Genomic DNA, 21,146 nt, shown 5'->3' with positions numbered 1-21,146 from the left:
ACGTCCCGCGAGGAGAAGATGCAGAAAGAGAGCGTTCACACGAAGCACGCGCCGCAGGCCATCGGCCCCTATTCGCAGGCCATCATCGTCGAAGATTGGATCTTCACCTCGGGGCAGATCGCGCTCGATCCCGGCACGGGCCAGCTTATCGAGGGCGATGTCGCGGCACAAACCGAACGCGCGCTGCTCAATCTGAAGGCTGTGTTGGAGGCGGCTGGCGCGTCGCTCAACGATGTCGTCAAGACGACCGTCTTTTTGGCGGATATGGGGGATTTCAACGCGATGAACGAAGTCTACGCGCGTTTCTTCTCCACCAGCCCGCCAGCGCGTTCGACGGTGCAGGCGGCGCGCCTGCCGCGCGATGCGCGCGTCGAGATCGAGGCCATCGCCAAGAAGAACGCGCCTGGCTAAGCTGCTTTGGCGATCTTGCCCGCCTTGAGGCACCGGGTGCAAACGCGCATGCGTTGGGTGCCCCCTTGCGGCAGCGCGACGCGCACCGTTTGGAGGTTGGGGTCGAAACGGCGTTTGGTGCGGTTGCCGGCTTTGGAGACGTTATGCCCGAATTGCGGCCCCTTGCCGCACACTTCACATCTTTTCGCCATGATGATTGCCTCCGAGACGCCACGCGGGGCGGAAATCAAACGAAACTTCGATTTATAACAGACCGATTTCAAGATCGTCAAGGCGATATTGGAGACGAAACTTTCAGTCAGTCGAGGAGAAAACTGTGCACAAAAAGAAAGCCATCTTTTTCATCTGCGTGGCGATCCTTTCGCTCGGCATCGCTTGCAACCGGCGTACGAGCGGCAGCGCTGAAGGCGTCGCCGCTACGGTCAACGGCAAAGAGATCATGTTGAGCGAAGTCGATCGCATCATCAGCCAACAGACCGGAGGACAACAGGCGCAGCTATCGCCGCTCGAGCTGGCCGCCGCCCGTTTGCAGGTGCTCGATGGGTTGATCCAACAAGAGGTCCTCTTTCAGCGTGCGGAGAAGGAGAACCTGTTGCCCAGCGAGGACGAGATCACGCAAGCGATCAGCGCCGAGAAGCTCCAGCGCAACTTGACCGAAGAGGAGTTTCAGCGCATGTTGCGCGAATCGGGTCAGACCGAGCAGGCGCTGCGCGAAACGGTGCGCAAACAGCTCGCCATTCAGAAGCTGCAGGACAAAGTGATCGGCAAGATCACGATCAGCGATCGCGAAGTGGAAGATTTCTACAACAACAACAAGCAACAGTTCGTCAACGCGCGCGGCGTCGGGCTGGCGAACATCGTCGTTGATCCGCAAGACAACGGTTATCAGGACGATGCCAAAAACGACGCTGAAGCGAAGTTGAAGATCGATGAGATATATCAGCGGCTCAAGACCGGCAACGCCGATTTCGCCACTGTCGCGCGCGCGCGCAGCGAAGATCCGAGCAACGTGCGCGGCGGCGACATCGGTTTCGCCACTGAAGAACAGTTGAAGCAGGCCGGATTCCCTGCGGATTTGATCAACAAGTTCTTCAACTCGATGCAGGTCGGCGACATCACGCCGCCGATTCGGTTCCCAAACGGTCGTTGGTACATCTTCAAGCTCACCGACAAGCGCTTGCAGACTGAGAACCTAACGCTCGATAGTCCGGGCGTGCGCGACCAGATCAAAAACGCGCTCATCAATCAGCGCCGCACGCTGCTCAACGCCGCGCTGCTTGAAGTGGCGATGAACGAGGCCAAGATCGTCAACCATTTGGCGCGCAACATGCTCAGCAGCCCGAACAATCTGAGCGGAATAAGGCCCGCGCCGGCGGCTAGCCCGTCGCCGCAAGCGACGGCACAACCGACCGCCTCGCCCGTCGTGAGTCCGCAGGCGAGTCCACAACGTTGACCCCATGTTGTTCAGACTGACGGACGTTCGCAAGTCCTACGGCGGACAAGAGGTTTTACGCGGCGTCTCGTTTCAGGTCAACCCTGGCGAAAGGATCGGGCTTGTCGGCAGAAACGGTGCCGGCAAGACGACCGTCCTACGGTTGATCGCTGGCGAAGAGTCACCGGACGAAGGCGAGGTCGTGCGCGCGCGCAATTTGCGAGTCGGCGTGCTCGCGCAGCACGTCGAGTTTGCGCCCGACCTTTCCGTGCACGAAGCGTCGCTTGCCGCCTTCGGCGAACTTCAGCGCATCGAGCACGAGATGCGTTTGCTCGAACAGCGCATGGCCGAAGGCGCGGACGATTTGGAGCGCGTGTTGGAGCGTTACAGCGAATTGCAACAGCTCTTCGAACACCAAGGCGGATTCGAGTATGCCGCACGCGCCGAAGCCGTGTTGCAGGGGCTGGGCTTTGGCCGCGAGATGTGGTCGTTGGAGACGGCGAAACTCTCTGGTGGCCAGCGAAACCGTTTGGGGTTGGCGCGACTGCTCCTATCCGAGCCGGACGTGCTGTTGCTCGATGAACCGACGAACCACCTCGATACGGCGGCTGTTGAATGGCTTGAGGCCTTTCTCGAAAGCTATGCCGCGGCTTACATCGTCGTCAGTCACGACCGCTATCTCCTTGATCGCGTTTGCCGACGGATCATCGAGATAGACGGCGGCAAGGCGGTGAGTTACGCGGGCAACTATTCGAGCTTTGTCGTCGAGCGCGAGGCGCGACGCGAAGCGCAACGTCGCGCCTACGAACAGCAACAAGAGTTGATCGCGCGCACCGAAGAATTCATCCGCCGCAACATCGCTGGGCAGAAGACCAAACAGGCGAAGTCGCGGCGCAAGATGCTCGAACGGCTCGAGCGGGTCGAACAGGTGCGCGAGGAGCGCACAAGCGGCGACTTCCAACTACGCGACGTCGCTCGCGCTGGAACACAGGTGCTCACCGTGCAGAACCTCGCTATCGGTTACGACGGGCGCGCGTTGGTCCGCGACCTCAATTTCATCTTGCGTCGCGGCGAAGCTCTCGGCGTCATCGGGCCGAACGGAACTGGCAAAACGACTTTCGTCAAAACGCTTCTCGGTCGCCTCGCGCCGCTTGCCGGCGAGGTGCGCTGGGGAGCCAACGTGCAGATCGGCTACTATGCGCAACAGCTCGACGATCTCGATCCGCGCAACGAAGTGATCATGGAGCTAAGGCGCGTCGCGCCAACGGACGCAACGGCGGGAGAGTTGCGCTCCTTTCTCGCGCGCTTCCTCTTTACGGGCGATGATGTTTACAAGCATGTCGCCGATCTATCGGGCGGCGAGCGAGGGAGGCTCGCGCTCGCCAAGCTCATCTACTCGCGCGCCAACGTTCTGCTGCTCGATGAACCGACGAACCACTTGGACATTCCGTCGCGCGAGGCGTTGGAGGCTGCGCTCGAAGAGTATCCGGGGACGATCATCGTCATCAGTCACGACCGTTACTTTTTGGACCGCGTCGCAACGCAAATACTCGCTCTTCGCGGCGATGGATGCGCCGAGCACTTCATCGGAAATTACAGCGAGTACCACGACTGGAAACGGGCACAAGAAGCAGAGGTCGGGGAAGAGGTTGGCGGAACGGTGCGCGCAACCGTGTCGGAAAGGAGGGGGAAAAGGAGCGCCGTTCGGGAGCGGAAGGCCCGAGAAGAGGCACGCGGGCGCGATCCGGAAACGATCGAAAAGGAGATCGAAGAGGTCGAAGGGCGTCTCGTCGCCTTGGCTGAAGAGATGGGGCGTGAGGAGATCGTTCGCGATGCGGCGCGGCTGCGCGAATTGAGCGGCGAATACCAACGTTTGGAAGATAGACTGCGCGTTCTTTACGAGGAATGGGAGCAGTGCGTCGCTGGCGGCGCAGACGTCTCATCCGCCGGATCGCGCTAGTTGTGCCGAGAGATGCCCTTTGCTCAACCGAAGTCCCAAACGTTCGATGAATTCGGCCTCGCGCCAGTTCCTTTCACCTAGTGCGCTCTAGACGTGCCGCCTTTCGTGTTGGGTCTGCCTTCCCAAAAATCCGATGGAGCGGATCTGTCGCACGTCCTTGAAGAGCCGTCTTTCAGGGGCGATCGGCGCGGTGCGAAAGAAACCGGAGGCCGCCGCGGAACGCGCCTTTCGCACCGAAAAGATGAAACAGCGTTGACGATGAATCGAGCAATTGATTCGCGCCCCAAAGCCAGGCGCTCTGCCATCCAAGTCCTTTCTTGACAGAGAAATCGCCCTTTTGCTACATTCCCAAGTTGCTCGTAGGCGCGTAGCTCAGGGGTAGAGCGCTACTTTGACACGGTAGAGGTCAGCGGTTCAAATCCGCTCGCGCCTACCATCCTCCGCCTTCCGCAATCCATTCACAGGCAGGTCGTCCGGTCGCTTCTCCACCGCGTCTCTCCTTGCGTTCGCTTCGCCTGGAAAGCCGCGTTCATGAGTTCGGCAGAGAGAATTCGATTCCGACAAGCGCACAGATCTATTGGGCGCTTCATCGCGTAGTTTCTGCCTTTTCGATGATCGCCATTTCAGTGTTGCTGTGCCAATCTGCCGATGAGCGTAAACAGCGGCATGTACATGGCGATGACGATCGAGCCGATGGTGACGCCCAAGAAGGCGATCATGATGGGTTCGATCAGCGTCAAGAGGTTGGCGATAGCCGCATCTACCTCTTGCTCATAAAAGTCGGCCACTTTGCCGAGCATGGCGTCGAGCGCGCCCGTCTGTTCGCCGATGCCGACCATCTGCGCGACCATGTTCGGAAAGACTTCCGTCGCTTTGAGCGGTTCAACGAAAGTCTCGCCGCGTTCGATCGCATCGCGGATCTTTAAGACCGCCTCTTCGATGATGACGTTGCCGGCGGTGCGCGCTGTGATCTCAAGCGCGCTCAAGATCGGCACGCCCGAAGAGAGCAGCGTGGAGAGCGTGCGCGAAAAGCGCGCGATCGATATCTTGCGCAAGATGATGCCGAGGATCGGCAGTTTCAAAAGCAGCGCGTCGATCTGGCGTCGCCCGCGCGGCGTTTGATAGTACTGCTTGACGGTGAAGCCCAAACCCCCCAACGCCAAAAGGATCGACAACCCTCCCCACCCGGCGAGGAAACGGCTGATGCCGACCACGATGCGCGTCGGCAGCGGCAACTGTTCTCCCGGACCGAGCAGGCCGAGAAAGATGCTCTCGAACTGCGGGATGACGAAGATCATGATCACGGCGATGACGACGATCGCGATCGCGATCACGGCTGATGGGTAGATCAGCGCCGAAACGACATCTCTTTTGAGCTTGACGATCTTCTCGATGTAGGTCGCCAAACGTTGCAAGATGAGGTCGAGGATGCCGCCCGTTTCTCCCGCTTCGACCATGTTGACGTAGAGCGGGTCGAAGACCTTCGGATGGCGCGCCATAGCTGCCGCCAGCGTCGAACCTTCTTCGACATCCTGGCGAATCTGCGCGATCGTCTGTTTGAAGAACTTGTTCTCCTGTTGCTCGGAGAGGATGTCGAGACACTGGACCAGCGGCAGGCCAGCATCAATCATCACCGAAAACTGGCGCGTGAAGATGGCCAGCTCCTTTGACTTCACTTTGCCCTGTTTGCTCGGTTTCGGGACGGCGATCTCACGCCCTTTCTCCTTGACCGAGGTGAGCATGATCTGCTCGCGCCGCAGCAGTTGGCGCAAGCTCTCGCGATTGTCGGCGATGCGCTCGCCGACGATGACTTCGCCGAGGCGATTGCGACCCTTGAACACGTATGTGGGCATGGCGATTACCTCTCCTCAACAGTGATGATGGTCTCCCCGTGGCGCGTTAGCGAATCCGAACCTCTTCTTCTCGCGGTCCCGGCCTCGCGTGTGGTCCGGGACCGGCCCAGCCCGTGTTGACGCCAGAACCGCGCTCGATCAGGTCGCGCAGCTCTTCTTGGTTGGGCGAACGTTGCATGGCTGTCTCCAGCGTGATCAGTCTTTTGTGGTAGAGCGTCGCCAGCGATTGGTTGAAAGTCTGCATGCCGTACTTGTCTTGCCCGGCTTGCATCATGGAGTAGATCTGGTGAATTTTGTCTTCGCGAATCAGGTTGCGGATGGCGGAATTGGGCACCAAAATCTCGAGCGCCATGATGCGCCCGCGCCCGTCGGCGCGCGGCAGCAACGCTTGGCAGAGGATGCCTTCGAGCACGAGGCTCAGTTGCGCGCGCACTTGTGCCTGCTGATTAGGCGGAAAGACGTCGATGATGCGATTGATGGTCGAAGCGGCTGAGTTGGTGTGCAGCGTTGCCAGCGTCAGATGACCGGTTTCAGAGATTCTCAAGGCCGATTCGATCGTTTCGAGATCGCGCATCTCGCCGATCAAGACGACGTCTGGATCTTGCCTGAGCGCCGTGCGCAAGGCATTGGCGAAACCGTGCGTATCCGATCCGACCTCGCGCTGGTTGACGAGGCAGTTCTTGTGGCTGTGCAAGAATTCGATCGGATCTTCGATCGTCAAGATGTGTTCGCGCCGTTCGCGATTGATCTTGTCGAGCATGGCGGCGAGCGTGGTCGTTTTGCCCGACCCGGTAGGGCCGGTGACAAGGATCAAGCCGCGCGGCCGTTCGCATAGTTGCGAGACGATTGGAGGCAACCCCAATTGTTCGAACGACTTGATCTCATACGGGATAGCGCGAAAGACGGCGCCGACCGCTCCGCGTTGGTTGAAGATGTTGGCGCGAAAGCGGGACAATCCGCGGACGCCGAAGGAGAAGTCGAGTTCCAAGTTCTCCTCGAAACGGTGCTTCTGCGCGTCCGTCAACACGCTGTAGGCCAACGCTTTGGTGTCGGCGGGCGTGAGCACGCGGAAGCCCTCTAGCGGCCGCAAGTGGCCATCGACGCGCACCATGGGCGGCGAGTTGGTCGTGATGTGGAGGTCAGACCCGCCAAGCTCGATGAGCTTGCGGAGCATATCGGAGAGCGAAAGCGGCGATGCCTGATCGTGAAGCGGCATGAATTCCCCCTCGAAGATCTCGTGGCAACAAGGCTGGAGAAGAAGCGCGATCGACTTCTTCTCCAGCTCGAAGATTCAGCGTTATTCAAGCGTGCGGGCGGTGAGCGTTCGCGGCGCGGGGGCGCGAAGCGAGGCGAGAGCTTGCTCGGCTTCGAACGCGAGCGGACCAGCGAACTCCACCGGACCGTTGACGGTGAGACTGTAGAGGCGGCCGTTTACCTCGACGAAGTAGAAGTTCCAAAACTGCTTGGCGACGGCCGGAGATGAACCGTTGCCCGACTGGGCCAGCACGACGTAAACGCGTCGTCCGCCGATCTCCTGTTCCCAGTCATTAACGACCCATCCGCCCTCTTCGATCATGCGCTCGATAACGAGGCGCCGCAGCGCGGCAAACGGCACGTTGCCGAGCGTTTTGCGCCGGACCGAAAACGAAAGCGCCAAGTCCGCAGGCAAGCGCGGCTGTACTGGCGAAACGGCGACCGTGCCCATCACCGTGCCGCTCGGCGCGCGCACGACGTAGCGCGTCTGATTGCCTGCGGCTGGAGCGCTGGTCCAGCGCACAGGAAGCGGGAAGTCGAGCGTCGGCAGCGTCGTCAGCGCGACGTTGGCGACGACCGGCTGCGGAAGCTTGCGTGCGCGCGCCAATTGCGCCGCTCTCAACCGCGCCAAACGCCTTTTGCGCGCCAGCAGCGCCGCGCGGCGTTTGCGCAACAGCGCTTGCCGCCGTCGCCACCACGCGCGCCGCTTCTTCCGATACGAGCGCGATGCGCGGCGTTTGCCTTCGCGCTCTTGGCTCGCAGCCGCATCGGCGGTCCAGTCAACGACCAGCGCCGTGAGCGGGAGCGTCGCCGCGACCGAGAAGAGCATCAGCAGCGATAAGACGATTTTTCGCAACATAGGTTTGTCCTCTCCGATCTTCACGCGACCGTTTCGCGCACGACCTCTTCCACGGTTGTGATCCCGTTTCTGATCTTGTGCAGCCCCGATTCGCGCAAAGTGATCATCCCATCCTCGATGGCTTTGCGCCGCAGCTCCAGAGCCGAAGCGCCAACCAGAATCAACTCGCGCAGCTCATCGGTCATCTCCATGACTTCGTACAGACCGATGCGCCCGCGATAGCCGGTTCCGTTACACGTGCGACAGCCGCGCCCCTTGTAGGTCTTGATCTGTCGCGCCTCTTCGGGTGAAAACCCGACCTCGATGAGCGCTTCGGGCGGCATCGGCCATTCGGCGCGGCAGTCCTCGCAGATGCGTCGCACGAGCCGCTGCGCTTGGATCAAGTTGACGCTGGTCGCAACGAGAAACGGTTCGATGCCCATGTTCATCAATCGCGAAATGGTCGAGGGTGCATCGTTGGTGTGGAGCGTGGAGAGCACTAGGTGGCCCGTCAACGCGGCCTTGATCGCGATCTCGGCCGTTTCGAAATCGCGGATCTCGCCGACAAGGATGATGTTCGGATCCTGCCGCAAAAAGGCGCGCAGCGCGGCAGCGAAGTTGAGTCCGATCTGTTCTTTGATCTGCACCTGATTGATGCCCGGCAGATTGAACTCGACCGGATCTTCCGCCGTCATGATGTTGGTCTCGGGCTTGTTCAGCGCCTGAATCGCCGAATAGAGCGTGTTGGTTTTGCCCGATCCGGTCGGCCCCGTCACCAACACCATGCCGTACGGCTTGTTGATCGCGCGCTGAAACTTGACGAGCGACTCAGGTTCAAACCCGAGTTTGGTCATGTCGAGCATCAGCCGCTCTTTGTCGAGCAGGCGCAGCACGACCTTTTCGCCAAAGAGCGTCGGTAGAGTCGAGACGCGAAAGTCCAGTTCGCGCGAGCGGCCGTCCGTCTTGATCTTGATTTTGATGCGGCCATCTTGCGGGAGCCGTTTCTCGGAGATGTCGAGCTTGGCCATGATCTTCAAGCGCGAAATCACGGCGTCACGCAGCTTCATCGGCGGGTGAAGCACATCGTAGAGCACGCCGTCGACGCGAAAGCGGACGCGAAACTCCTTCTCGTATGGCTCGACGTGAATGTCCGATGCGCCGCGACGCAAAGCGTCGGCGAGGATGGCGTTGACCAAACGGACGACGGGCGCATCTTCGCTCATGCGCGCCGGATCGGACATATCGATCTCGTCGTCCTCTTGAATGATCTCCAAGCCGTCGCCCGTCTCCTCGGCGATGTCCAACGTCAACTGATCCAGCAAAAAGCCATCGTTGCCGCGCCCGTTGGATGGCTCAACGCGCTCGGCCAACTCGATCTCGCGCGATGTGTTGTAGTACTTCTCGATCGCTTCCTGCAGGCTCGCTTCCGAAACGACGACCGGCTCGACGTTCAGCCCCGTCATGAACTTCACATCATCCATGGCGAAGACGTTGGTCGGATCGGCCATGGCCAACGTCAGCGTCGCGCCGACGCGCGAAAGCGGAAGCACGCAGTATTTTTCGGCAACCTCGCGCGGTATCAAGCTGAGCACCTTGGGATCGATCTCGAAAAGATCGAGATTGACGCTCGGCACGCCGTATTGGCGCGAGAGGACGGCCGTGATCATGTCGTCAGAGACGAAACCGAGTTTGACTAGGTTATAGCCAAGCCTACCGCCGTGTTCACGTTGGTAATCGATCGCCTCGCGCAACTGCTGCGGGGTCAGGAGCTTTTCACGAACGAGGATTTCGCCTAGTTTGGCTGACATCGACGCGACCTAAATTAAAGGGAAGATCGTAGGTACAAAAACGCCAACGGTGTTTTCCACCGTTTGGCAATGCATGTTACTGTTTAATCCTAGCTGTGTCAAGATGGTTGCTATCGGTCAATTTGAGAGTTGCCAAAGATCTTTCTGTTCAGCGCTTTGAGGGAAAAGGCGGATGTCAGAAGCGACACCGAGCGTTTGGCGCGATGAAACGAACGGGGGATGTCGAGCGCGGGAGGTGAAAAAGAGATCGGGTTTTTTGCGTCGGTTCTCGGCGAGCGGAGTTCTCCTGCGCGAAGAACTCCGCTCTGAGCCTATCGGTCGAAAAGATCTAGGGGCGTCGCCGTCTGCCTCCGGTGTTGGTTGTGCCCGTGTTGGCCGGTTGTTGTGGTTTAAGCGATTCGGCAAGGGCTTTAATCGCCTCTTCGGCCTCCTGTTTGCGCTGGTCGGTGGCCGGGGCTTTGGCGACGAACTGCTTGAAGACTTCGCTCGCTTCAGCAGCTTTGGCTGGGTCCGAGGCGAGCGCCAGTCCGAGGCCGTAGAGCGCATCGAGGTTATTCGGGTCGGATTGCAGGATCTGTTTGTACTGCGCGATCGATTCGTCAATGCGGCCGCCTTGGAAGAGCGCATTGGCGAGGCTCACCCGCGCCTTGGCCTTTTTGGCTGGATCGGTCTCGGCGGCGATGTACTCTTGCGTTGCGCGGATGGCCGCATCAGCCATGTCGGCCATGCCGACTTGAAGCGCGAGCCTATAGTTTTCGTAGCGCGCTTCAAGGTAGTTCAGCTCCTCGTTCTGCGGCTGTTGAGCGGGCGTTGCCCCGCCTTGCGGTGCGGTCCCGGCGCGCTTAGCCTGCATCGCGCGCTGCGCTTGGAGCGCCTTTTCCGAGGCTTCGACGGCGGCTTTGAAGTCAGCGCGCGCCGTTTCGCGACCGGCTTGATCTTTATTTCTCACCGCTTCGTTGTAACGCTCGACGCCACGCGTGCGCAACGCGATCGACTTGTTGCGGTAGAAAACGGGTTGTTCCGGGTCGGCTTGGATGCCTTGGTCGTAGTAGTTGATCGCTTCGTCGTACTTCTTGGCTGTGAAGGCGTCGTTGCCAGCCTTCAAGATTTCGTTCAGTTTCAGGTTGAGCGCCTCGATCCGCTTCTTTTCAGCCTCGAACTCAGCGCGCTTACGCTCCATCTCCTCGCGCGCGCGTCGCGCCTCGGCGCTTTCAGTTCCGGCTTCGGGTGTTGCTGCCTGTGCGCCCATGGTGCGGATCTGTTCCAGCGTCAGCGTGCTGCCGTCGCCCGGTTCGAGTTCGAAATCGTTTTCAGGGCGTTGACTGATGCGTACGTCCTTGAGGAAGGTTGGGCGTGCGTTCGGGGCGCTAACGACGATGGTGAAAGTGCCGGTGAAGGGTATGCCGGCGTAAACGTAACGCCCGTTTTTGTCGGTTTTGGTGCGGTATTCGCCTTTGATGTCCGTGCGGTAGAAGACGACCGTCGCGCCGGCGACGGGAACGCTCTTGCCGTCCGGTTGTTTGAGCGTCACTTTGCCCGACGCGGTGACGACTTGGGCCGCAGCCGAAGCTGCGCTGAGTGTGATCAGGAATGCCACCGCAAGGGCGCAAAAGATTCTCGTGCGCATGTTCCGTGGTCTCCTCTCGATCAAAGAAGATGATGCCAAATCTTTCGCAACGCTTCGAAAAGGGCGCTGAACATCGGGGGAGCGGCCCGCACTCGTTCGAAGCAGGGGGAGAAACAACGACTATGATGACGCGCGCTCTTTCGACGGTTGTCGTCCCGAAGCGCTTTCTTCGCAGAGCGAAGGCCAGAGTCTCATACGGTGCGCATTCGATCAATCGAACGCCATCTCTTCGTAGAGTATCGGATCGACCACGCCCGCGTCGCGAAAAGCGCGAAGACGAAGCGCGCACGAATCGCACCGGCCACAAGCGCGTTCCTCGTTGCGGTAGCAAGACCAGGTGAGCGCAAAGGGCGCGCCGAGCGCCAGCCCACGCCGAACGATCTCGGATTTACGCATATGGATCACGGGCGTGCGGATCTCTATGCGTGTTTCTGGTCGCGTTCCCACATCGATGGCACGTTGGAAAGCTCGATAAAACTCCGGGCGGCAATCGGGGTAGCCCGAAGAGTCTTCGGCCACGGCGCCAATGTATACGCGTCCGGCGCCGATGACTTCAGCCCAACTGGTAGCCGTCGCCAGCAAATGTGCATTGCGAAAAGGAACGTAGCTCGTCGGAATTCGGCGCGAGGTGAGATCGGCCTCGGCGACCGGGATTCGTTCGTCGGTCAAAGATGAACCGCCGATGCGAGCGAGCCCTTCGAGCGAGACGATCAGCCTTCGCTCGACGCCAAAATGATCTGCCAGCTCCTCGAAAGCTCGACGCTCCCGCTTTTCCGTCCGCTGCCCGTAGCAGACGTGAAGAAAGGCCAGTTCGTCGTTCTCCTCGCGCGCAATAGCCGCCGTCACGCACGAATCCATGCCGCCTGACACCAAGCAGACGGCAAAGCGCGGATCGGTTTTCACCTCGACATCTTCCGGTGATTGTTCGACTCTTTCGTTGCTGCCGCCCATGTCGTTGGTTCTTCCGCTTGCGGCTCGAACACGGTTTGTTCTTTCTCGATGGCGCTTGGCTAGCGCAGCCTACGCCCAAACTTCGATCGTTCGTCAGACGCCGCGCGCATCCGGTCCCCAAATGACTTTGTGCATCTGTATTTGCAGTCGCAGATCGCGTCCGCTCGAGGCGACCCAGTCAGCTATGTCCGCTAGGTCGATGGCCCCCCACACGGGGGAGATCAAAACGGCGCGCGCGCGACGCTCTAGATCGTAGCGCGCAATCACCTGACACGCAAACTCCCAATCGGCGCGGTCGGCGATGACGAACTTCACTTCGTCTTTGTCGGCGCGCAAGCGTTCGAGATTGGGCCAGTGGTTGCGTTCCGCTTCGCCCGACGCCGGGCACTTGACGTCGAGAATGATCGCCGCGCGCGGATCGATCCCTTCGGTTGAGAAGAATCCTCCCGTCTCCACCAACACCTCGTAACCTTCATCGCACAAGCGCGCGATCAGCCTTTGCGCTTCGCGCTGCGCGAGCGGTTCACCGCCCGTCACTTCGACCAGACGGCAACCGAAAGAGCGCACTTGTTCAACGATCTCGTCGATGGTCATGCGTTCGCCGCCGGTGAAAGTGTAGGTCGAATCGCACCATGTACAGCGCATCGGGCAACCCGTCAGGCGCACGAAAGCGCAAGGGCGCCCGGCGTGGGTTGATTCGCCCTGAATCGAGCGAAAGATCTCTGTCACGCGCAGCGTGGACATCTTCATTCCGACTCTAGCCCACATGCGTTTCGGTGTCAAAAAGGGATCTCTTCTTGCGTCTTCGAGCGGCGGACGTTGACTCGGAGACTTTGTGCGATGATAAAACAAGCGCGCTCGCCTCCGCCAAATTTCTCCGACCGGTGCATACCGTGCCTCGTCTAATCTAACGGTTGTACCGCTCTCCCCATTGAAAGGTTCTTTTGCGGTTCGAGCACTCTTTGGGAGTTGGAAAGATGAGAACAAGTGTTGACCGTTTTGGCCGGCGTGCGATGGCTCTTCTTTGCGCATGGGCGCTTCTTCTCCCTTGTTCTTCCTGGTCTGTAGCGCAGACGCAAGCTGCGAGGTCAAGTCAAGCCGAGACCGAACGAATCATCCACGTGCTCAACCGGCTGGGCTTCGGTCCGCGTCCGGGCGACATCGAGCGCGTGCGCGCCATGAGGCTCGAACGGTACATTGAAGAGCAGCTTCATCCCGAGCGCATAGATGATTCCGCTGTGGAAGCGCGATTGCGCACGCTCCAAGCGCCGTTTCTTTCGACGCGGGAGCTTCTCGCTAAGTATCCGAATCCCGGGCAACTGATTCGCGTGCTCGACCGACAGGGAAAGCTTCCAGCCGATTTAGCCGCGTTGCGCGACGAGTTCAAGCGGCAGAACGGCATGACCAGCACCTCAACGCAAACCAAAAGCTCCGACGGCCCGACCAACGCGCGTCCTTCTGACCAACCGAAGAGCGCGGCGGGCGATTCCACAGCAGCGGAGAAAGACAAGCGCGCGTTGCGCCGAGACATACGTCAGTATTTCATCGAGAACGGCCTCCTTCCACCGCAACGGATCACGCAGGAGATGCAAGCGCAGCGCATCATCCGCGCCGTGTACAGCGAGCGGCAATTGCAGGAAGTGATGGTCGATTTTTGGATGAACCATTTCAACGTCTATGCCGACAAAGGGCTGACGCGTTGGTATCTGCCCGCGTACGAGCGGGACGTGATTCGCCCGCACGCGCTCGGCAAATTCCGCGATCTGCTCGTGGCGACGGCGCAGAGCCCGGCGATGCTCTTCTACCTCGATAATTTCCAGAGCGTCAGCCCAAATGCGCCGCCGCCGCGCCGACGCGAGCTTTCAAACGATGCGGCGTTGCGGCTCGGTCGGTTCGGTCTCAGCGCCGCGCTTGGTGGAGGACGGAACCGACTTCGCTTGATGGAACGTCAAGCCGCCCTTGAAGCGATGAGGACGGCGCAGGCCGGAAAGAAGGATCAACCTCAAATGCGCCAGTTGCCGGCGCGGCGGCGCGGTTTGAACGAAAACTACGCGCGCGAGTTGATGGAGCTGCATACGCTCGGCGTTGATGGCGGCTACACGCAAAAGGACGTTCAAGAAGTGGCGCGGTGCTTCACCGGGTGGACCATTTTCGATCCATACGCCCTGTCAGGGCAGGTGATCGCTGAAAAGGGCGGGCCGTTCGCCGAGCGCATCGCGCAGGCTTTGAACGAGCGGGCCGGGCAGTTCGTCTTCAACGCGCGCATGCACGACGCGGGCGAAAAGGTCGTTCTCGGGCAGAAGATCCCAGCTGGCGGCGGGATCGAGGATGGCTTGAAGGTGCTCAATATGCTGAGCCGTCACCCATCGACGGCGCGTTTCATTGCGACGAAGCTCTGTCGGCGTTTCGTCAGCGACGATCCGCCTAAAGCTTTGGTTGATCGGGTAGCCGAAGTCTTTTTGAAGACCGATGGCGACATCCGCGCGACGTTGCGCGCCATCTTCACCGCGCCGGAGTTCTACGCGCCGGAAGCGCGCCGCGCCAAGATCAAAACGCCATTCGAACTCGTCGTGAGCGCCATTCGCGCGCTCGACGCAGAGACGGATGGCGGCCCGGCGACGCACAACTGGATCGCGCGCATTGGCGAGCCTTTGTACATGTACCAAGCGCCGACCGGCTACCCAGATCGGGCCGATTATTGGGTGAACACGGGCGCGTTGCTTGAACGGATCAACTTCGCCATCGCGTTGGTGAACAACCGCGTTCCGGGAACGCGCGTCGATGTGACCAAGTTGGTCCCGGAGTTCGCCGCCAAGAGGTCGCTCACCGACGAGGATCGACAGCAGATCTTGGATCGCTTCGTGGCGCTCTTGCTGGACGAAAAGGTTTCGCCGCAGACGCGCGCGCAGTTGGTCCAGCAACTGTTTCGGCCTGCAACCAACGCGAACCACGAGCCGCCGACCGAGACGACCCTGTTGGATGCGGGACGGCGTGGTCCGCGACAGCTTCGAGTGGAGCGAGCGGTTGCTCCGGCGCCTACGCCAACGGGCGTGCGGGCCGAGATCGCGCGCATCGCTGCGCTCGTCCTCGGATCGCCCGAGTTTCAGCGGCAGTGATGATTTGATGGGGTGGCGAAAGGGATAAGACCGAGCGCGCTTTGAAGAGCAGAAGACGCGAAATTCTGCGGTGCGTTCGGCGAACCGGAGAATGAAAACGAGGAGAGGTGCTGATGATGAATCGAAGGTTCTTCTTGAAATCCGGCGGCATTGCGCTCGCCAGTTTCGGTCTGATGAGTTCAGCGCCATCTTTCTTGCAGCGCACCGTCGCGCAAGCGCTTACGGGCGCAGGCGGAGTGCGGCGCAAGACGCTGATCGCCATCTTCCAACGCGGCGCGGTTGACGGTTTGAACATGGTGGTGCCGTTCGGCGAGAGCGCTTACTACGACTATCGCCCCAACATCGCCATTCCAAAGCCGCGGAGCGAAGATGGGGCCATCGACCTCGATGGTTTCTTCGGGTTGCACCCAGCGCTCGCGTCGTTTGAACCGTTGTGGCGCGAGCAGCGTTTAGCCATCGTTCATGCCGTCGGGTCGCCCGACGCGACGCGTTCGCATTTCGATGCTCAAGACTACCTGGAGACGGGGACGCCGGGGCGCAAGGGCACCCCTGATGGGTGGCTCAACCGGCTTCTGCAAGCGCACAAAGATCCGCGCGCAACGCCTTTTCGCGCCGTTGCGATGACGCCGAACTTGCCCCGCATCCTGCAAGGGCGCGCTCCAGCACTGGCCATGCAAAACCTCGCCGATTTCACCATCCGCGCTGGCGGCGGCGCTCCGAACGTGCAGACCGGATTCGAGGCGCTTTACGAACAGTTGACCAACGATCGTTTGTTGAGCGAGGCGGGCAAGGAGACGTTCGGGGCGATCAGCTTCTTGAAGCGTGTCGATCCGGGCCAGTACAAACCGGCCAACGGCGCCAACTATCCGCGCGGACGCTTCGGCGATGCTTTGCGGCAGATCGCGCAGCTCATCAAGGCCGAAGCCGGACTCGAAGTGGCCTTCACCGACATCGGCGGTTGGGATACGCACGTCAATCAAGGCGGCCCGCGCGGTCAGCTAGCGGCGCGGTTGCAAGAGTTCGGTCAAGGCATCGCCGCGTTGGTCGCCGATCTTGGTCCGCTCATGGACGATGTGGTCATCGTCACCATGTCGGAGTTCGGGCGCACGGCGCGCGAAAACGGCAACCGCGGAACGGATCACGGCCACGCCAACGCAATGTTCGTCATCGGCGGCGCCACGCGCGGCGGGCGCGTTTATGGCGACTGGCCTGGTCTGCGCGGCGATCGCCTCTATGAAGGGCGTGATCTGGCGCTGACGACCGATTTCCGCGACGTGTTCGGCGAATTAGCCCGAAAGCACTTGCGCGCCAATGATCTGACGACGATCTTCCCGGGCTACACGCCGACCAAGTTTCGCGGCCTCCTCGGCTAAGCCGTTTCAACGGACGATCGAAGGCGTTGCTCTTCAATCGAAACGAAGGGCAGCGCCCATTGTTTTCGCATCGCCGGCTTGTTCAAGCGCCGATCGAAACTTTCAGGCGATCTCATTCATCGGTGGGCGCGTCGCTCTTTGCTTCCCGCACGGAGTCGTTTCGTTGATGTTCGCGGTCTTGTTCGACCATCTCTTTTCTGGCTTGTTCTTCGCGCCCTTCCGTTCGCTGCTCCTCGCGTATGCGGTGGTTGTAAGTTTGGAAGATGACCAGCGCGGCGACCACCAGCGCGAGCGCGATGCCGCGCTGCAACGTCTCCGCCGGGTTCTCCCAGAGAATGAAGTGTTCGAGAAAGGTCACGGCCATGATGACGACGACGACGCTGATCACTTTAGTCTCAAGGTCGGTGAGCGATTCAACGCCGAGCGCGATCGTCAAATTCAGCGGCGCGATGAAGAGGCTGTAAAGGCCGACGCCGATCAAGTAGAAGATCACCGCCTTGAGCATCAAGCTGACGATCTCGAGAAATTCCACCGTCAGGTCGGTCGAGTTAATGCGCCCCTGAAAAAGGTTTTGCCACGCGTGCCAGACGCCGGTCATCGCTTTGATCGTGCCGAGCAGAAAGAGCGAGAAGGCGACGAGCAACACGGCGAGCACGGCGAGCAAGACGATCAGCCGCGACCGCCCGATGGCTCGCCCCACCGGTGCCAGCTTTTGCGAAACCGAGCGTCCGTCCGTTTCATCCGTTGGGTGGTCGCGTTCAGCGCTGGAACGCGCGTCGGAAAGCGTCCTCTTCATGGTCGTTCAACGAGATCGCAAAAGATGAAGTCGCCGCGTCGTACTTTTTCGCCAAATTCCAGCTCGATCGTGTGGCGAAAGATCGGACCGGCGAAGACGAACGTGTGGAATTCGCCGTTTTCGCCGCACGGATCGACATCTGGCGGAAGGTCGCGCACGAAGTTGGCGTCGTAAAAACGTCCGGCGAAGGATTGGTCCAGTCGGCGTCCGTCCACGCAGACGACCGCGGCGCGAAAGCCGAGGGCGAAAAAACGCGCGGCACATTGGTGCGTATTGCGTGCCCAGAGCGGAAAAAGTCCGTGCATGTCGAGCGCAGCGAGCAGTTGCTCGCGGTAGGCGCGCACATCTTCGAGGAACAGATCGCCAAAGGCGACCGTCCGCACGCCGCGTTCGCGCCAGATGCGCAAACGTTCCTGCATCGCCTCTTCGTACACGAGGTTGGTCGCCTCTTTCGGGATCATGGCACAATCGAGTTCCAGCCCGAGGCTCGCGGCTTGGCGCTCGATGAGCGCGCGTCGAACGCCGTGCATGCTCAATCGGTCGTAGTCGCGCGTAATGGTCGCCAGCAAAGCGACTACTTCATAATTTCCAGCGCGGCGTAGTTCATAGAGCGCGAGCGTACAGTCTTTGCCGCCGCTCCAAGAAAGGACCACAGGTGTTTTGTTGTTGACGTTCATTCTGCAGGTCGAGCGCAATGGCGTTGCAGGCGCAACTTCGAGACGACTTCCAGCGTCGCGCCGCGTCACTTGGGGACGATGGCGATGGCGCGCAAAGGCCCACCGCTTCCGCCCGCGATCTTGATCGGCAGCGCGACGACGATGAACCCTTTGGTCGGCAACTGGTCCAGATTGGCGAGGTTCTCGAAGGCGGGAACGTTGCGCTCGAAGAGCGTCCGGTGCGTTTCGAAAAGCTGTGACTGGCCGTAATCTATGCTTGGAGTATCGAGCCCGACGGCTTTGATCGAGCGATTGGCGACGAGCCATCGTGCCGCTTCCGGCGCGAGGCCAGGGAAGTGAAGCTTGGCAACCGCCTCTGCCCCGCGTTCATCCGTTCCCATGTAGCTTCGGCGATCAGGCCAACGTTTGCCGTAGCCGGTCCGTAGAAAGACGATGGTGCCATCAGGAAGTCGGCCATGTTGCTTCTCCCAAGCCTCGAAATCATCTATGGCGATTTGGTAGTCGGGGTTGCCCGCGCATTTGTCGCTGACATCAATGACCACGCCTTCGCCCATCAATTGTTCGAGCGGGATGCGGTCCACTGTCTTCCCGTCGCGGTGAAAATGGATGGGCGCATCGATGTGCGTTCCGCCGTGCTCGGCCATGCAGAAGTTGTTGGCCGCATAATAGTAACCTTTGTCCGTCACGCCATCGGCGACGCGTTCGAGCCTGAAAGGTTCGGCGGTGGGCCAGAAGATCGTTTGCTCGTCGTAGGGGTAGGAGAGATCAACGATTCGGCCTTGCGGAAAGCTCTGCGTCGCGGGCGATGAACAAGCTGCGTTTAGCGCGAGAAGAAAGAGGGCGATGCGCTTCATACGGCCTCCTTCAGAGCTTTGCTACCCTTCACCTGCGTTCGATCAACCGGTTATGGTATTGGTCCGTGCGGTTCGATCATAGCTCTTAACGTCGCGGCGCGCAAAAGGGCCGGGTGGCCGTAAAGAACAAGCGGGCGATCCAAAGCTGAGCCCGTTCGCACGCTCGATCCGAGGCGGGTTTGGACTCGGACCTCGATTGAATGGTACATTATGCGCGCGAAAGGATTCGAAGAAAGTTTCGGGGGGAAAGGATGTTAGCGCCACAAGCTCCTGCGTCCAATGCGACGCGTCGTTACCAACTGTTCATCGACGGGAAATGGGTGGATGCCGAATCGGGCAAAACGTTCGCTTCGATCAATCCGGCGACCGGAGAGACTCTCGCCGAAGTGGCTGAAGCCGACGCGCCCGACATAGACAAGGCGGTGCAAGCGGCGCGGCGGGCTTTCGAAGGCAAATGGTCCAAGGTGAGCGCGCGTGATCGCGGGCGTCTGCTTTACAAATTGGCCCAGTTAGTCGAGGCGCGGGCCAAAGAACTGGCCGAACTGGAGACCCTGGACAACGGCAAGCCCATCCGCGAATCGCTCTACGTTGATCTGCCGGAAGTGATCGAACACTTCGAATATTTCGCCGGCATGGCGACCAAGATCGAGGGCGAGACGATTCCCGTTCCGGGGCGCATGTTCAATTACACACTGCGCGAACCCTTGGGCGTCTGCGGCGCGATCATCCCGTGGAACTACCCGCTCGTGATGGCCGCGTGGAAACTTGCACCGGCGCTCTCGGCTGGAAACACGGTGGTGCTCAAACCAGCCGAGCAAACCCCCATCACCGCGCTCGAATTGGGCAAACTCGTTCAGGAGGCGGGTTTCCCCGAGGGCGTGGTTAACATCGTTCCGGGTTTTGGCGAACGGGCTGGCGCTGCGCTCGCTTCGCATCCGGGCGTAGACAAGATCGCTTTCACCGGCTCGACCGAAGTGGGGAAAAAGATCGCCCGTGCGGCAGCCGAGAACTTGACCAAAGTCTCGCTCGAACTCGGCGGCAAAGCGCCTAACATCATCTTCGCTGACGCCGACCTTGACCAAGCGGTCAACGGCGCGCTGATGGGGATCTTCTTCAATCAAGGTCAAGTTTGCACTGCTGGTTCGCGCATCTTCCTCGACGAGCGGATCAAGGACGAATTTTTGACGCGCTTCCGCGAGCGGGCAGAACAGATACGCATCGGCGATCCGCTGGATAAACAGACGCAGATGGGGCCGCAAGTGTCGGAAGAGCAGTTGGCAAAGGTGAGGCATTACGTCAACGTCGCGCGCGAAGAGGGGGCGACGCTGCTCACCGGGGGCGAGCCGCCGGCGCTCGACGGACCGCTCGCGCGCGGTTACTTCTTCCGTCCGACCATTTTCACCGACGTCAAAAACGAGATGCGCGTTGCCCAAGAAGAGATCTTCGGGCCAGTCGCCGCCGTGATCGCTTTCAAAGACGAAGACGAGTTGATCAAACAAGCGAACCAAACTATCTACGGCCTTTCAGCGGGCGTCTGGACGCGCGACGTGACGCGCGCCCATCGGCTCGCGCGCGAAATACGCGCCGGCGTCATTTGGATCAACACCTACAACATCTTCAACGCCGCGTCGCCATTCGGCGGCTACAAACAGTCGGGCTATGGGCGCGAGATGGGCAAACACGCCATCGAACTCTACACGCAAGTCAAGAGCGTGTGGGTCGATCTTTCGGGAAGGCCGATTGGCTGGTACAACCGTTGACGGAACTTTCACTTGTGCATCGAAGTCAATCCGTGTGATTTGCTCGGGGCGTCGCTGCGGCTTGCGTGGCTTGGCTAGCCACGAGCGTCGCGATCATGCCATGTGAGTTGCTCGGCGCGGTAACCGGCTAATCTTTGGGGGAGCATTCGCTGGCGCGTCGGCGAAACGTTCGGTTTCTCGATCCGCCTCTGGAATTGGCCACGCCGAAGCTTGCCGAAAAGGTTCACAGAAATTTACGGCTGGAAGCCTCCGATTTCAATCGGGGGAGGAAAGCCGCTTGTCCCCTTTTCTGATATGTAATGTAATACAACCATGAAAACCGTTAAAACCGTCAAATGCAAACTCCAAGTTAATACCGAACAAGCCGCGGTTCTGCTCGAAACATTGGCAAGGTTCGCCGCTGCCTGCAACGACATTCTTCGCCTTTCTCAAGAGA

18 protein-coding genes and 1 tRNA gene are annotated in these 21,146 nt (G+C 60.1%); 7 read left to right on the top strand and 12 right to left on the bottom strand.

Annotated features, from left to right (window positions below):
• The first annotated feature begins 18 nt into the window (after nucleotides 1-18).
• Entirely contained in the window at nucleotides 19-411 is a 393-nt protein-coding gene (locus tag C4334_RS10660) for a RidA family protein (protein ID WP_352432068.1), read from the top strand.
• Here C4334_RS10660 and rpmB read toward each other — a convergent pair.
• Nucleotides 408-602, bottom strand: a complete 195-nt coding sequence (rpmB, locus tag C4334_RS10655; protein ID WP_352432067.1) for a 50S ribosomal protein L28 — start codon at nucleotides 600-602, stop codon at nucleotides 408-410. The genes C4334_RS10660 and rpmB overlap by 4 nt on opposite strands.
• Nucleotides 603-727: 125 nt before the next feature.
• Between rpmB and C4334_RS10650 the strand changes: the two genes are divergently transcribed.
• From C4334_RS10650 to C4334_RS10640, 3 genes are all read left to right on the top strand, one after another.
• Nucleotides 728-1,864, top strand: a complete 1,137-nt coding sequence (locus tag C4334_RS10650) for a SurA N-terminal domain-containing protein (RefSeq protein WP_352432066.1) — start codon at nucleotides 728-730, stop codon at nucleotides 1,862-1,864.
• 4 nt (nucleotides 1,865-1,868) lie between these two features.
• Nucleotides 1,869-3,803, top strand: coding sequence for an ABC-F family ATP-binding cassette domain-containing protein (locus tag C4334_RS10645; protein WP_352432065.1), 1,935 nt, complete (start codon nucleotides 1,869-1,871; stop codon nucleotides 3,801-3,803).
• A 361-nt stretch (nucleotides 3,804-4,164) separates the two neighbouring features.
• A tRNA-Val gene (locus C4334_RS10640) sits at nucleotides 4,165-4,239 on the top strand.
• Between the two features lie 187 nt (nucleotides 4,240-4,426).
• Here the strand turns inward: C4334_RS10640 and C4334_RS10635 are convergent.
• The 7 genes from C4334_RS10635 to C4334_RS10605 all read right to left on the bottom strand — a co-directional run bounded on the left by C4334_RS10635 (nucleotide 4,427) and on the right by C4334_RS10605 (nucleotide 12,878).
• Nucleotides 4,427-5,656, bottom strand: coding sequence for a type II secretion system F family protein (locus tag C4334_RS10635; protein ID WP_352432064.1), 1,230 nt, complete (start codon nucleotides 5,654-5,656; stop codon nucleotides 4,427-4,429).
• A gap of 46 nt (nucleotides 5,657-5,702) precedes the next feature.
• Nucleotides 5,703-6,872, bottom strand: a complete 1,170-nt coding sequence (locus C4334_RS10630; RefSeq protein ID WP_352432063.1) for a type IV pilus twitching motility protein PilT — start codon at nucleotides 6,870-6,872, stop codon at nucleotides 5,703-5,705.
• A gap of 81 nt (nucleotides 6,873-6,953) precedes the next feature.
• Nucleotides 6,954-7,769: a hypothetical protein gene (locus C4334_RS10625; protein ID WP_352432062.1), complete on the bottom strand. Its 816-nt coding sequence runs from the start codon at nucleotides 7,767-7,769 to the stop codon at nucleotides 6,954-6,956.
• Between the two features lie 20 nt (nucleotides 7,770-7,789).
• Nucleotides 7,790-9,556: a type IV-A pilus assembly ATPase PilB gene (gene pilB, locus C4334_RS10620; protein WP_352432061.1), complete on the bottom strand. Its 1,767-nt coding sequence runs from the start codon at nucleotides 9,554-9,556 to the stop codon at nucleotides 7,790-7,792.
• A gap of 328 nt (nucleotides 9,557-9,884) precedes the next feature.
• Nucleotides 9,885-11,183, bottom strand: coding sequence for a tetratricopeptide repeat protein (locus C4334_RS10615; RefSeq protein ID WP_352432060.1), 1,299 nt, complete (start codon nucleotides 11,181-11,183; stop codon nucleotides 9,885-9,887).
• A 210-nt stretch (nucleotides 11,184-11,393) separates the two neighbouring features.
• Nucleotides 11,394-12,041, bottom strand: coding sequence for a 7-cyano-7-deazaguanine synthase QueC (gene queC / locus C4334_RS10610; RefSeq protein ID WP_502943437.1), 648 nt, complete (start codon nucleotides 12,039-12,041; stop codon nucleotides 11,394-11,396).
• 186 nt (nucleotides 12,042-12,227) lie between these two features.
• Complete coding sequence (locus tag C4334_RS10605; RefSeq protein ID WP_352432058.1) at nucleotides 12,228-12,878, bottom strand: radical SAM protein; 651 nt, start codon at nucleotides 12,876-12,878, stop codon at nucleotides 12,228-12,230.
• Nucleotides 12,879-13,255: 377 nt separating this feature from the next.
• On the opposite strand from C4334_RS10605, the gene C4334_RS10600 reads away from it, so the two are divergent.
• Nucleotides 13,256-15,250 (top strand): DUF1800 domain-containing protein, encoded by a 1,995-nt coding sequence (locus C4334_RS10600; protein ID WP_352432057.1) that lies wholly within the window; start codon nucleotides 13,256-13,258, stop codon nucleotides 15,248-15,250.
• A gap of 113 nt (nucleotides 15,251-15,363) precedes the next feature.
• Nucleotides 15,364-16,623 carry a DUF1501 domain-containing protein gene (locus C4334_RS10595; protein WP_352432056.1) on the top strand — a complete coding sequence of 420 codons (1,260 nt, stop codon included), beginning with the start codon at nucleotides 15,364-15,366 and terminating at the stop codon, nucleotides 16,621-16,623.
• Nucleotides 16,624-16,735: 112 nt separating this feature from the next.
• On the opposite strand, the gene C4334_RS10590 is transcribed toward C4334_RS10595, so the two are convergent.
• The 3 genes from C4334_RS10590 to C4334_RS10580 form a co-directional block, all read right to left on the bottom strand.
• Nucleotides 16,736-17,419, bottom strand: a complete 684-nt coding sequence (locus C4334_RS10590) for a YqhA family protein (RefSeq protein ID WP_352432055.1) — start codon at nucleotides 17,417-17,419, stop codon at nucleotides 16,736-16,738.
• Nucleotides 17,416-18,096, bottom strand: coding sequence for a Dph6-related ATP pyrophosphatase (locus tag C4334_RS10585; protein ID WP_352432054.1), 681 nt, complete (start codon nucleotides 18,094-18,096; stop codon nucleotides 17,416-17,418). The genes C4334_RS10590 and C4334_RS10585 overlap by 4 nt, the downstream gene beginning before the upstream one ends.
• A gap of 65 nt (nucleotides 18,097-18,161) precedes the next feature.
• Nucleotides 18,162-18,950: a cyclase family protein gene (locus tag C4334_RS10580; protein WP_352432053.1), complete on the bottom strand. Its 789-nt coding sequence runs from the start codon at nucleotides 18,948-18,950 to the stop codon at nucleotides 18,162-18,164.
• A gap of 251 nt (nucleotides 18,951-19,201) precedes the next feature.
• Between C4334_RS10580 and betB the strand changes: the two genes are divergently transcribed.
• Nucleotides 19,202-20,710 carry a betaine-aldehyde dehydrogenase gene (betB, locus tag C4334_RS10575; RefSeq protein WP_352432052.1) on the top strand — a complete coding sequence of 503 codons (1,509 nt, stop codon included), beginning with the start codon at nucleotides 19,202-19,204 and terminating at the stop codon, nucleotides 20,708-20,710.
• 255 nt (nucleotides 20,711-20,965) lie between these two features.
• Here the strand turns inward: betB and C4334_RS10570 are convergent.
• The coding region (locus C4334_RS10570; protein ID WP_352432051.1) for a hypothetical protein at nucleotides 20,966-21,146 on the bottom strand (181 nt) is incomplete at its 5' end.

The sequence above is a fragment of the Pyrinomonas sp. genome, from assembly GCF_040289685.1.
In the GTDB taxonomy this organism is placed as follows: domain Bacteria; phylum Acidobacteriota; class Blastocatellia; order Pyrinomonadales; family Pyrinomonadaceae; genus Pyrinomonas.
The sequence above is the reverse complement of the archived record's forward strand: the minus strand, read 5'-3'. Positions and strand labels throughout refer to the sequence as shown.